Source organism: Bradyrhizobium sp. 2S1, from assembly GCF_011516625.5.
GTDB classification, from domain to species: Bacteria; Pseudomonadota; Alphaproteobacteria; order Rhizobiales; family Xanthobacteraceae; genus Bradyrhizobium; species Bradyrhizobium septentrionale.
Genome location: NZ_CP147717.1, coordinates 6,204,788 through 6,219,468 on the forward strand (window position 1 = coordinate 6,204,788; position 14,681 = coordinate 6,219,468).

1 protein-coding gene (cut by both window edges) is annotated in these 14,681 nt (G+C 67.4%); it reads left to right on the forward strand.

All 14,681 nt of this window come from inside a single coding sequence — locus tag HAP54_RS29395, non-ribosomal peptide synthase/polyketide synthase (RefSeq protein WP_248114553.1), on the forward strand. Of the gene's 71,394 coding nucleotides, 23,535 precede the window and 33,178 follow it; the stretch shown corresponds to coding positions 23,536–38,216, spanning codon 7,846 (complete) through codon 12,739 (partial); the first complete codon in view begins at position 1. Both codon boundaries (start and stop) fall beyond the window edges.

Here is a 14,681-nt window from a genome sequence, read left to right on the forward strand (position 1 = left end):
CGATCGGCGCTGGGCGCCGATGCGCTACGCGATCTGACGGTAGTGGATCTGGCGGCGGCGAGCCCGGCCTGGGCGGCGCTGCCGGCCACCGATCCCGACCCGTGCGCGCTCGGCCTGACCTCGCGCCATCTGGCCTATGTGATCTACACCTCCGGATCCACCGGAACGCCCAAGGGCGTCATGATTGAGCATGCGAGCACCGTGAACCTGCTGCATTGGAGCAGCGGCGTGTTTGCGGAGGAGACCAGCCGCATGCTGTTCTCCACCTCGATCAGTTTTGATCTGTCGATCTATGAGTGCTTCGTTCCGCTGTCACAAGGAAGCACGCTTTATCTTGTCGAAAGTGCGTTGACGCTGGGGCAGACGTCCTTGGATGTCTCCTTGATCAACACAGTCCCCTCGGCGATCGCCGCTCTGGTCGATAACAAAGCCGTGCCGCCCTCGACAAGGGTCATCAATTTGGCGGGCGAGCGGCTGCAGGCAGGCCTCATAGAGAAGGCTTTCGAGAGCAGTCGGGTCGAGAAGATCTGCAATCTGTACGCGCCTTCGGAAACCACGACGTACTCGACCTGGATTTGCATGCGACGGGGAGAGACTGTCGTCGAGACGATTGGCCGTCCGATCGCGAACACGCGGGTGTACCTGCTGGACGGTCATGGTGCGCCGGTTCCGTTTGGCGCGGTCGGGGAGCTTTACATTGGCGGGGCGGGGGTGGCGCGCGGCTATCTGAACCGGCCGGAGCTGACGGCGGAGCGGTTCATCGCCAGCCCGTTTGTGGACGGCGACCGGCTGTACCGCACTGGCGATCTGGCGCGCTACCTGCCGGACGGCAATCTTGAGTTTTTGGGCCGCAACGACGACCAGGTGAAGATCCGCGGCTTCCGGATCGAGCCGGGGGAGATTGCGGCGCGGCTCATCGAGCATGCCTGGGTGCGCGATGCGGTGGTGGTGGCGCAGCAGGATGGCGCCGGCGAGAAGCGGCTGGTGGCCTATGTGGTGTGCGCGCCTGAAGCTCGATCGGATGAGCCGGATGGCGCTGGCGCTGAGCTGGCCGCGACGTTGCGGGCGCATGTGGGCGCGCACCTGCCGGACTACATGGTGCCGGCGGCGTTCGTGCGGCTGGCGGCGCTGCCGCTGACGGTGAACGGCAAGCTCGACCGCCAGGCGCTGCCGGCACCTGCGGATGAGGCGTATGCGCATCGCGCTTACGCGCCGCCGCAGGGCGAGATCGAGACGGCGCTGGCGCAGATCTGGGCCGAGCTTCTCGGTGTGGAGCGGGTCGGACGCCACGACCACTTCTTCGAACTGGGCGGCCACTCGCTCTTGGCGGTGCAGCTGATGGAGCGGCTGCGGCGGCGGTCGCTGGGGGTCGAGGTGCGGACCTTGTTTGCAAAGCCCGTGCTGGCGGATCTGGCCGCGAGCCTCGGCAGTCATCACGAGGTGGCGGTCCCGGCCAACCTGATCAGCGAACAGAGTGCGGCGATCAGGCCAGAGATGCTGCCGCTGATCGAGCTGACGCAGGACGAGATCGCGCGGATCGTCGTCACGGTGCCGGGCGGCGTCGGCAACATCCAGGACATTTATGGCTTGTCGCCGCTGCAGGACGGCATCCTGTTCCATCATCTGTTGGCGACAAAGGGCGATCCGTACCTGCTGGTCTCGCAGATGGCGTTTGCCGATCGTGACCTGCTCGAGCGCTATCTTGCCGCGGTTCAGCGGGTGGTGGGTCGGCACGATATCCTGAGGACGTCGTTTGTCTGGGAAGGGCTGTCGCGCCCGGCCCAGGTGGTGTGGCGGAACGCGCCGCTGGAGGTGAGCGAGGTCGAGCTGGACGGGTCTGGTGGTCCTGGCGCCGCGCAGCTTAAGGATCGGTTTGATCCGCGCCGGCAGCGCATCGAGCTTGGCCGGGCGCCCTTGTTGCGGTTTGTGATTGCGCGCGAGCCCGGCAGTGCGCGCTGGCTGCTGCTGGAGCTGCAGCATCATCTGATCGGGGATCACACCACGCTGGAGGTGATGCATGCCGAGGTCCGGGCCGTGCTGGAGGGACGCGAGCATGAGCTGGCAGCCCCGCAGCCGTTCCGCAACCTGGTGGCGGCGGCACGGCTTGGCGTGGGTGCAGAGGCGCATGAAGAGTTCTTCCGGACGATGCTGGGGGACATCGCTGAGCCGACCACGCCGTTTGGGCTGAGCGAGGTCCACGGCGAGGGCCGCGGGGCTCATGAGGCGCGGCGCATGCTGCCGCAGGCGCTCAACGCGCGATTGCGCAGCCAGGCGCGGCGGCTGGGGGTGAGCCTGGCGAGCCTGTGCCATCTGGCCTGGGGGCAGGTGGTGGCGCGCAGCAGCGACCGCGAGCAGGTGGTGTTCGGCACGGTGCTGTTCGGCCGCATGCATGGCGGGGCGGGTGGCGACCGCGCGATGGGTCTGTTCATCAACACGCTGCCGCTGCGGCTTGACCTGGACGGGACCGGGGTCGAGGCGAGCGTGCGGACCACCCACGCGCGGCTGGCCGAGCTGCTCGCACATGAGCATGCCTCGCTGGCGCTGGCGCAACGCTGCAGCGGCGTTGCGGCGCCGGCGCCGCTGTTCAGCGCGCTGTTGAACTACCGCCACAACACGCCGGCGGCGATCTCCGCCTCCGCAGCCGATGATGCGCTGTCCGGCGTGGAATGGCTGGGCGGGGAGGAGCGCACCAACTATCCGCTGATCTTGTCGGTGGAGGATTTTGGCGAGGCACTCGGGCTGACGGCGCAGGTGGCGGAGGGCGTCTCAGCGGATCGGGTCTGCGGCTACATGCAGCACACGCTCGCGCAACTGGCGGAGGCGCTGGAGCGGGCGCCGACCACGCCGGTGCGGGAGCTGGACATCCTGCCCCCTGACGAGCGGGCGTACCTGTTGGAGGCGCTGAACCGGACGGCGGTGACGTATCCTGAGCAGCAGTGCATCCATGAGCTGTTCGAGGCCCAGGTGCGCCGTGCGCCGGATGCGGTGGCGGTGGTGTGCGCGGAGGAGCGCGTCAGCTATGGCGAGCTCAATGCGCGGGCCAACCAGCTGGCGCATCATCTGATCGCAATTGGGGTGACGCCGGACCAGCCGGTGGCGATCTGCCTACAGCGCAGTCCGATGATGGTGGTGGGGCTGTTGGCGATCCTGAAGGCGGGTGGGGCCTATCTGCCGCTGGACCCGGCCTATCCGAGCGCGCGGCTGCGCCAGGTGCTTGCGGATGCGGCGCCGTCGCTGCTGCTGGCCGATGCGGCGGGACGATCGGCGCTGGGCGCCGATGCGCTACGCGATCTGACGGTAGTGGATCTGGCGGCGGCGAGCCCGGCCTGGGCGGCGCTGCCGGCCACCGATCCCGACCCGTGCGCGCTCGGCCTGACCTCGCGCCATCTGGCCTATGTGATCTACACCTCGGGCTCGTCAGGCACCCCCAAGGGCGTCATGGCCGAGCATCGGAGCCTGGTGCGTCTAGTGGCGGGGAACGACTTCGTCGAGATCTCGCCGCAGGACGTCTTTCTCAACGCATCCTCGCCGACATTCGACGCGACCACGTTCGAGCTCTGGGGAGCCTTAGCAAACGGTGCGAGTGTTGTGCTCTATCCTGAACGCTACCTCTCGACAGCAACGCTGGCCCAGATCATCCAAGATCAAGGCATCACCATCGCCTGGATGACTGCCCGGTTGTTCGATACCTATACCGCAGAGGGGCGCGGCACTGATCGGCTGCAGCAACTGCTGGTCGGAGGCGAAGAGGTCTCCGTCACTTCCGTTAGAGCATGCCAGAAGCGACATCCGACGCTGCGGATCTCAAATGCCTACGGCCCGACAGAGAACACCACCTTCAGTCTCTGCTATCCGGTGCCTGCTGGCTTTGATGGAGCCATTGTCCCGATTGGCCGTCCGATTGCGAACACGCGGGTGTACCTGCTGGACGGTCATGGTGCGCCGGTTCCGTTTGGCGCGGCGGGTGAGCTTTACATTGGCGGGGCGGGGGTGGCGCGCGGCTATCTGAACCGGCCGGAGCTGACGGCGGAGCGGTTCATCGCCAGCCCGTTTGTGGACGGCGACCGGCTGTACCGCACTGGCGATCTGGCGCGCTACCTGCCGGACGGCAATCTTGAGTTTTTGGGCCGCAACGACGACCAGGTGAAGATCCGCGGCTTCCGGATCGAGCCGGGGGAGATTGCGGCGCGGCTCATCGAGCATGCCTGGGTGCGCGATGCGGTGGTGGTGGCGCAGCAGGATGGCGCCGGCGAGAAGCGGCTGGTGGCCTATGTGATGTGCGCGCCTGAAGCTCGATCGGATGAGCCGGATGGCGCTGGCGCTGAGCTGGCCGCGACGTTGCGGGCGCATGTGGGCGCGCACCTGCCGGACTACATGGTGCCGGCGGCGTTCGTGCGGCTGGCGGCGCTGCCGCTGACGGTGAACGGCAAGCTCGACCGCCAGGCGCTGCCGGCACCTGCGGATGAGGCGTATGCGCATCGCGCTTACGCGCCGCCGCAGGGCGAGATCGAGACGGCGCTGGCGCAGATCTGGGCCGAGCTTCTCGGTGTGGAGCGGGTCGGACGCCACGACCACTTCTTCGAACTGGGCGGCCACTCGCTCTTGGCGGTGCAGTTCTTGAGCCGGCTGTCGCAGGCGCTGGGTGTAGCGCTGCCGCTGGCGGCGCTGTTTGCCAAACCGGTGCTGGCCGATCTGGCGACGAACATTGTCGAGATGTTGAGCCGCTGCGGTCCGCAAGACCTGCCGGCGATTGTCGGCGTGTCGCGTGATGAACCGCTTGTGCTGTCGTTTGCGCAGCAGCGGCTGTGGTTTTTGGCGCAGCTGGATCAGGATAGCACGAGCTATCACGTGCCGCTGGCCTTGCGGCTGCGCGGCGTGCTCGACCGCCGCGCCTGGCGGCGCAGCCTTGACCGTGTGTTGGCGCGTCATGAGGCGCTGCGTAGCGTCTTTGTCGCGCCGGAGGGCAAGCCCTGGGTTGAGGTGCTGCCGCCGGATGCGGGGCTGCCGGTGCTCGAGCACGATCTGCGGGACAGGCCGGATGCGGACGCGGCGCTTTTGGATCTGTGCCGGGAAGAGGCGCGCACGCCGTTTGATCTGGCGCGCGGGCCGCTGATCCGGGGCCGCCTGATCCGCACCTCGGATGGGGAGCACGTGTTCCTGCTGACCCAGCATCACATTGTCTCCGATGGCTGGTCGCTGGGCGTCTTGGTGCGCGAACTCAGTCAGCTGTACCGGGCGTTCGTAGCTGGGCAGGACGATCCGCTGCCGCCGCTTGCGATCCAGTATCCGGACTATGCCGCCTGGCAGCGGCAGTGGCTGTCGGGGGAACGGCTGCAGCGCCAGGCGCAGTATTGGCGCAACAATCTATCTGGCGCGCCGGCCCGTCTGGCGCTGCCGACAGATCGGCCTCGGCCGGCAGAGCAGTCGTTTGCCGGGGCCAACCTGCCTGTCGTGATCGATGCGGATCTGACGCGGGATCTGAAGCGGCTGAGCCGGCAGCATGGCACGACCTTGTTCATGACGGTGTTGGCGGCGTGGGCGGCGGTGCTGTTGCGTCTGTCGGGGCAGGACGACATTGTGATCGGGGTGCCGAGCGCCAATCGAGGTCGGTGCGAGCTCGAAGGGTTGATCGGGTTCTTCGTCAACGCCCTGGCGCTTCGCCTCGACCTGTCGGGCGCGCCGAGCGTGGCGGAGCTGTTGGAGCGGACGCGGCGCACGGCCTTGGGAGCACAGGAGCATCAGGACCTGCCGTTTGAGCAGGTGGTGGAGATCGTGCAGCCGCCACGGCATCTTGATCACACCCCGCTGTTCCAGGTGATGCTGGCCTGGCAGAACAACGCCATCCCGTCCTTCGACCTTCCCGGGCTGCTGGTGGAGGCTGCGGGGCAGGGGTTCGATCAGGTCAAGTTCGATCTGGAGCTGAACCTTTGCGAACATGGCGAGGTGATCGCCGGGACGCTGGGTTATGCCACGGCGCTGTTTGATCAGGCGACGATCGAGCGACAGCGGGGGTATCTGCTGGCGCTGCTGCGGGCGATGGTTGCCGATGCGCAGCAAGAGGTCGGGCGGATTGAGCTGCTGCCCCCTGACGAGCGGGCGTACCTGTTGGAGGCGCTGAACCGGACGGCGGTGACGTATCCTGAGCAGCAGTGCATCCATGAGCTGTTCGAGGCCCAGGTGCGCCGTGCGCCGGATGCGGTGGCGGTGGTGTGCGCGGAGGAGCGCGTCAGCTATGGCGAGCTCAATGCGCGGGCCAACCAGCTGGCGCATCATCTGATCGCAATTGGGGTGACGCCGGACCAGCCGGTGGCGATCTGCCTACAGCGCAGTCCGATGATGGTGGTGGGGCTGTTGGCGATCCTGAAGGCGGGTGGGGCCTATCTGCCGCTGGACCCGGCCTATCCGAGCGCGCGGCTGCGCCAGGTGCTTGCGGATGCGGCGCCGTCGCTGCTGCTGGCCGATGCGGCGGGACGATCGGCGCTGGGCGCCGATGCGCTACGCGATCTGACGGTAGTGGATCTGGCGGCGGCGAGCCCGGCCTGGGCGGCGCTGCCGGCCACCGATCCCGACCCGTGCGCGCTCGGCCTGACCTCGCGCCATCTGGCCTATGTGATCTACACCTCCGGATCCACCGGAACGCCCAAGGGCGTCATGATTGAGCATGCGAGCACCGTGAACCTGCTGCATTGGAGCAGCGGCGTGTTTGCGGAGGAGACCAGCCGCATGCTGTTCTCCACCTCGATCAGTTTTGATCTGTCGATCTATGAGTGCTTCGTTCCGCTGTCACAAGGAAGCACGCTTTATCTTGTCGAAAGTGCGTTGACGCTGGGGCAGACGTCCTTGGATGTCTCCTTGATCAACACAGTCCCCTCGGCGATCGCCGCTCTGGTCGATAACAAAGCCGTGCCGCCCTCGACAAGGGTCATCAATTTGGCGGGCGAGCGGCTGCAGGCAGGCCTCATAGAGAAGGCTTTCGAGAGCAGTCGGGTCGAGAAGATCTGCAATCTGTACGCGCCTTCGGAAACCACGACGTACTCGACCTGGATTTGCATGCGACGGGGAGAGACTGTCGTCGAGACGATTGGCCGTCCGATTGCGAACACGCGGGTGTACCTGCTGGACGGTCATGGTGCGCCGGTTCCGTTTGGCGCGGTCGGGGAGCTTTACATTGGCGGGGCGGGGGTGGCGCGCGGCTATCTGAACCGGCCGGAGCTGACGGCGGAGCGGTTCATCGCCAGCCCGTTTGTGGACGGCGACCGGCTGTACCGCACTGGCGATCTGGCGCGCTACCTGCCGGACGGCAATCTTGAGTTTTTGGGCCGCAACGACGACCAGGTGAAGATCCGCGGCTTCCGGATCGAGCCGGGGGAGATTGCGGCGCGGCTCATCGAGCATGCCTGGGTGCGCGATGCGGTGGTGGTGGCGCAGCAGGATGGCGCCGGCGAGAAGCGGCTGGTGGCCTATGTGGTGTGCGCGCCTGAAGCTCGATCGGATGAGCCGGATGGCGCTGGCGCTGAGCTGGCCGCGACGTTGCGGGCGCATGTGGGCGCGCACCTGCCGGACTACATGGTGCCGGCGGCGTTCGTGCGGCTGGCGGCGCTGCCGCTGACGGTGAACGGCAAGCTCGACCGCCAGGCGCTGCCGGCACCTGCGGATGAGGCGTATGCGCATCGCGCTTACGCGCCGCCGCAGGGCGAGATCGAGACGGCGCTGGCGCAGATCTGGGCCGAGCTTCTCGGTGTGGAGCGGGTCGGACGCCACGACCACTTCTTCGAACTGGGCGGCCACTCGCTCTTGGCGGTGCAGCTGATGGAGCGGCTGCGGCGGCGGTCGCTGGGGGTCGAGGTGCGGACCTTGTTTGCAAAGCCCGTGCTGGCGGATCTGGCCGCGAGCCTCGGCAGTCATCACGAGGTGGCGGTCCCGGCCAACCTGATCAGCGAACAGAGTGCGGCGATCAGGCCAGAGATGCTGCCGCTGATCGAGCTGACGCAGGACGAGATCGCGCGGATCGTCGTCACGGTGCCGGGCGGCGTCGGCAACATCCAGGACATTTATGGCTTGTCGCCGCTGCAGGACGGCATCCTGTTCCATCATCTGTTGGCGACAAAGGGCGATCCGTACCTGCTGGTCTCGCAGATGGCGTTTGCCGATCGTGACCTGCTCGAGCGCTATCTTGCCGCGGTTCAGCGGGTGGTGGGTCGGCACGATATCCTGAGGACGTCGTTTGTCTGGGAAGGGCTGTCGCGCCCGGCCCAGGTGGTGTGGCGGAACGCGCCGCTGGAGGTGAGCGAGGTCGAGCTGGACGGGTCTGGTGGTCCTGGCGCCGCGCAGCTTAAGGATCGGTTTGATCCGCGCCGGCAGCGCATCGAGCTTGGCCGGGCGCCCTTGTTGCGGTTTGTGATTGCGCGCGAGCCCGGCAGTGCGCGCTGGCTGCTGCTGGAGCTGCAGCATCATCTGATCGGGGATCACACCACGCTGGAGGTGATGCATGCCGAGGTCCGGGCCGTGCTGGAGGGACGCGAGCATGAGCTGGCAGCCCCGCAGCCGTTCCGCAACCTGGTGGCGGCGGCACGGCTTGGCGTGGGTGCAGAGGCGCATGAAGAGTTCTTCCGGACGATGCTGGGGGACATCGCTGAGCCGACCACGCCGTTTGGGCTGAGCGAGGTCCACGGCGAGGGCCGCGGGGCTCATGAGGCGCGGCGCATGCTGCCGCAGGCGCTCAACGCGCGATTGCGCAGCCAGGCGCGGCGGCTGGGGGTGAGCCTGGCGAGCCTGTGCCATCTGGCCTGGGGGCAGGTGGTGGCGCGCAGCAGCGACCGCGAGCAGGTGGTGTTCGGCACGGTGCTGTTCGGCCGCATGCATGGCGGGGCGGGTGGCGACCGCGCGATGGGTCTGTTCATCAACACGCTGCCGCTGCGGCTTGACCTGGACGGGACCGGGGTCGAGGCGAGCGTGCGGACCACCCACGCGCGGCTGGCCGAGCTGCTCGCACATGAGCATGCCTCGCTGGCGCTGGCGCAACGCTGCAGCGGCGTTGCGGCGCCGGCGCCGCTGTTCAGCGCGCTGTTGAACTACCGCCACAACACGCCGGCGGCGATCTCCGCCTCCGCAGCCGATGATGCGCTGTCCGGCGTGGAATGGCTGGGCGGGGAGGAGCGCACCAACTATCCGCTGATCTTGTCGGTGGAGGATTTTGGCGAGGCACTCGGGCTGACGGCGCAGGTGGCGGAGGGCGTCTCAGCGGATCGGGTCTGCGGCTACATGCAGCACACGCTCGCGCAACTGGCGGAGGCGCTGGAGCGGGCGCCGACCACGCCGGTGCGGGAGCTGGACATCCTGCCCCCTGACGAGCGGGCGTACCTGTTGGAGGCGCTGAACCGGACGGCGGTGACGTATCCTGAGCAGCAGTGCATCCATGAGCTGTTCGAGGCCCAGGTGCGCCGTGCGCCGGATGCGGTGGCGGTGGTGTGCGCGGAGGAGCGCGTCAGCTATGGCGAGCTCAATGCGCGGGCCAACCAGCTGGCGCATCATCTGATCGCAATTGGGGTGACGCCGGACCAGCCGGTGGCGATCTGCCTACAGCGCAGTCCGATGATGGTGGTGGGGCTGTTGGCGATCCTGAAGGCGGGTGGGGCCTATCTGCCGCTGGACCCGGCCTATCCGAGCGCGCGGCTGCGCCAGGTGCTTGCGGATGCGGCGCCGTCGCTGCTGCTGGCCGATGCGGCGGGACGATCGGCGCTGGGCGCCGATGCGCTACGCGATCTGACGGTAGTGGATCTGGCGGCGGCGAGCCCGGCCTGGGCGGCGCTGCCGGCCACCGATCCCGACCCGTGCGCGCTCGGCCTGACCTCGCGCCATCTGGCCTATGTGATCTACACCTCCGGATCCACCGGAACGCCCAAGGGCGTCATGATTGAGCATGCGAGCACCGTGAACCTGCTGCATTGGAGCAGCGGCGTGTTTGCGGAGGAGACCAGCCGCATGCTGTTCTCCACCTCGATCAGTTTTGATCTGTCGATCTATGAGTGCTTCGTTCCGCTGTCACAAGGAAGCACGCTTTATCTTGTCGAAAGTGCGTTGACGCTGGGGCAGACGTCCTTGGATGTCTCCTTGATCAACACAGTCCCCTCGGCGATCGCCGCTCTGGTCGATAACAAAGCCGTGCCGCCCTCGACAAGGGTCATCAATTTGGCGGGCGAGCGGCTGCAGGCAGGCCTCATAGAGAAGGCTTTCGAGAGCAGTCGGGTCGAGAAGATCTGCAATCTGTACGCGCCTTCGGAAACCACGACGTACTCGACCTGGATTTGCATGCGACGGGGAGAGACTGTCGTCGAGACGATTGGCCGTCCGATTGCGAACACGCGGGTGTACCTGCTGGACGGTCATGGTGCGCCGGTTCCGTTTGGCGCGGTCGGGGAGCTTTACATTGGCGGGGCGGGGGTGGCGCGCGGCTATCTGAACCGGCCGGAGCTGACGGCGGAGCGGTTCATCGCCAGCCCGTTTGTGGACGGCGACCGGCTGTACCGCACTGGCGATCTGGCGCGCTACCTGCCGGACGGCAATCTTGAGTTTTTGGGCCGCAACGACGACCAGGTGAAGATCCGCGGCTTCCGGATCGAGCCGGGGGAGATTGCGGCGCGGCTCATCGAGCATGCCTGGGTGCGCGATGCGGTGGTGGTGGCGCAGCAGGATGGCGCCGGCGAGAAGCGGCTGGTGGCCTATGTGGTGTGCGCGCCTGAAGCTCGATCGGATGAGCCGGATGGCGCTGGCGCTGAGCTGGCCGCGACGTTGCGGGCGCATGTGGGCGCGCACCTGCCGGACTACATGGTGCCGGCGGCGTTCGTGCGGCTGGCGGCGCTGCCGCTGACGGTGAACGGCAAGCTCGACCGCCAGGCGCTGCCGGCACCTGCGGATGAGGCGTATGCGCATCGCGCTTACGCGCCGCCGCAGGGCGAGATCGAGACGGCGCTGGCGCAGATCTGGGCCGAGCTTCTCGGTGTGGAGCGGGTCGGACGCCACGACCACTTCTTCGAACTGGGCGGCCACTCGCTCTTGGCGGTGCAGCTGATGGAGCGGCTGCGGCGGCGGTCGCTGGGGGTCGAGGTGCGGACCTTGTTTGCAAAGCCCGTGCTGGCGGATCTGGCCGCGAGCCTCGGCAGTCATCACGAGGTGGCGGTCCCGGCCAACCTGATCAGCGAACAGAGTGCGGCGATCAGGCCAGAGATGCTGCCGCTGATCGAGCTGACGCAGGACGAGATCGCGCGGATCGTCGTCACGGTGCCGGGCGGCGTCGGCAACATCCAGGACATTTATGGCTTGTCGCCGCTGCAGGACGGCATCCTGTTCCATCATCTGTTGGCGACAAAGGGCGATCCGTACCTGCTGGTCTCGCAGATGGCGTTTGCCGATCGTGACCTGCTCGAGCGCTATCTTGCCGCGGTTCAGCGGGTGGTGGGTCGGCACGATATCCTGAGGACGTCGTTTGTCTGGGAAGGGCTGTCGCGCCCGGCCCAGGTGGTGTGGCGGAACGCGCCGCTGGAGGTGAGCGAGGTCGAGCTGGACGGGTCTGGTGGTCCTGGCGCCGCGCAGCTTAAGGATCGGTTTGATCCGCGCCGGCAGCGCATCGAGCTTGGCCGGGCGCCCTTGTTGCGGTTTGTGATTGCGCGCGAGCCCGGCAGTGCGCGCTGGCTGCTGCTGGAGCTGCAGCATCATCTGATCGGGGATCACACCACGCTGGAGGTGATGCATGCCGAGGTCCGGGCCGTGCTGGAGGGACGCGAGCATGAGCTGGCAGCCCCGCAGCCGTTCCGCAACCTGGTGGCGGCGGCACGGCTTGGCGTGGGTGCAGAGGCGCATGAAGAGTTCTTCCGGACGATGCTGGGGGACATCGCTGAGCCGACCACGCCGTTTGGGCTGAGCGAGGTCCACGGCGAGGGCCGCGGGGCTCATGAGGCGCGGCGCATGCTGCCGCAGGCGCTCAACGCGCGATTGCGCAGCCAGGCGCGGCGGCTGGGGGTGAGCCTGGCGAGCCTGTGCCATCTGGCCTGGGGGCAGGTGGTGGCGCGCAGCAGCGACCGCGAGCAGGTGGTGTTCGGCACGGTGCTGTTCGGCCGCATGCATGGCGGGGCGGGTGGCGACCGCGCGATGGGTCTGTTCATCAACACGCTGCCGCTGCGGCTTGACCTGGACGGGACCGGGGTCGAGGCGAGCGTGCGGACCACCCACGCGCGGCTGGCCGAGCTGCTCGCACATGAGCATGCCTCGCTGGCGCTGGCGCAACGCTGCAGCGGCGTTGCGGCGCCGGCGCCGCTGTTCAGCGCGCTGTTGAACTACCGCCACAACACGCCGGCGGCGATCTCCGCCTCCGCAGCCGATGATGCGCTGTCCGGCGTGGAATGGCTGGGCGGGGAGGAGCGCACCAACTATCCGCTGATCTTGTCGGTGGAGGATTTTGGCGAGGCACTCGGGCTGACGGCGCAGGTGGCGGAGGGCGTCTCAGCGGATCGGGTCTGCGGCTACATGCAGCACACGCTCGCGCAACTGGCGGAGGCGCTGGAGCGGGCGCCGACCACGCCGGTGCGGGAGCTGGACATCCTGCCCCCTGACGAGCGGGCGTACCTGTTGGAGGCGCTGAACCGGACGGCGGTGACGTATCCTGAGCAGCAGTGCATCCATGAGCTGTTCGAGGCCCAGGTGCGCCGTGCGCCGGATGCGGTGGCGGTGGTGCGCGCGGAGGAGCGCGTCAGCTATGGCGAGCTCAATGCGCGGGCCAACCAGCTGGCGCATCATCTGATCGCAATTGGGGTGACGCCGGACCAGCCGGTGGCGATCTGCCTACAGCGCAGTCCGATGATGGTGGTGGGGCTGTTGGCGATCCTGAAGGCGGGTGGGGCCTATCTGCCGCTGGACCCGGCCTATCCGAGCGCGCGGCTGCGCCAGGTGCTTGCGGATGCGGCGCCGTCGCTGCTGCTGGCCGATGCGGCGGGACGATCGGCGCTGGGCGCCGATGCGCTACGCGATCTGACGGTAGTGGATCTGGCGGCGGCGAGCCCGGCCTGGGCGGCGCTGCCGGCCACCGATCCCGACCCGTGCGCGCTCGGCCTGACCTCGCGCCATCTGGCCTATGTGATCTACACCTCGGGCTCGTCAGGCCCCCCCAAGGGCGTCATGGTCGAGCATCGCGGCCTGGTCAATCTGGGGCTGGCTCAGATCAGGCTTTTTGGCGTTTGTTCAAACAGTCGCGTGGTGCAGTTCGCCTCCTTTGGTTTTGATGCCAGCGCCTCGGAGCTGGTTATGGCATTGGGCTCAGGAGCCGCATTGCATTTGCCTGCGGATGAGCTCCGTCAAGCAGGTAACAAGCTATCGGATTATCTGCGAAGCGAAGCCATCACCCATGCGACGTTGCCTCCAGCATTGCTTCAGGAAGGCAGGAATGTGGAATATTTGGCGTCGCAGGCTCTCATTCTTGCTGGAGAGCTGCCGAAGGCTGAACTCATCCGACGCCTGCCTGCAGCATCTATTGTCAACGCCTATGGACCTACCGAAGGGACAGTCTGTGCGACGACGTGGAGCTGCCCGGATGGATTTGATGGAGCCATTGTCCCGATCGGCCGTCCGATTGCGAACACGCGGGTGTACCTGCTTGACGGTCATGGTGTGCCGGTTCCGTTTGGCGCGGCGGGTGAGCTTTACATTGGCGGGGCGGGGGTGGCGCGCGGCTATCTGAACCGGCCGGAGCTGACGGCGGAGCGGTTCATCGCCAGCCCGTTTGTGGACGGCGACCGGCTGTACCGCACTGGCGATCTGGCGCGCTACCTGCCGGACGGCAATCTTGAGTTTTTGGGCCGCAACGACGACCAGGTGAAGATCCGCGGCTTCCGGATCGAGCCGGGGGAGATTGCGGCGCGGCTCATCGAGCATGCCTGGGTGCGCGATGCGGTGGTGGTGGCGCAGCAGGATGGCGCCGGCGAGAAGCGGCTGGTGGCCTATGTGGTGTGCGCGCCTGAAGCTCGATCGGATGAGCCGGATGGCGCTGGCGCTGAGCTGGCCGCGACGTTGCGGGCGCATGTGGGCGCGCACCTGCCGGACTACATGGTGCCGGCGGCGTTCGTGCGGCTGGCGGCGCTGCCGCTGACGGTGAACGGCAAGCTCGACCGCCAGGCGCTGCCGGCACCTGCGGATGAGGCGTATGCGCATCGCGCTTACGCGCCGCCGCAGGGCGAGATCGAGACGGCGCTGGCGCAGATCTGGGCCGAGCTTCTCGGTGTGGAGCGGGTCGGACGCCACGACCACTTCTTCGAACTGGGCGGCCACTCGCTCTTGGCGGTGCAGCTGATGGAGCGGCTGCGGCGGCGGTCGCTGGGGGTCGAGGTGCGGACCTTGTTTGCAAAGCCCGTGCTGGCGGATCTGGCCGCGAGCCTCGGCAGTCATCACGAGGTGGCGGTCCCGGCCAACCTGATCAGCGAACAGAGTGCGGCGATCAGGCCAGAGATGCTGCCGCTGATCGAGCTGACGCAGGACGAGATCGCGCGGATCGTCGTCACGGTGCCGGGCGGCGTCGGCAACATCCAGGACATTTATGGCTTGTCGCCGCTGCAGGACGGCATCCTGTTCCATCATCTGTTGGCGACAAAGGGCGATCCGTACCTGCTGGTCTCGCAGATGGCGTTTGCCGATCGTGA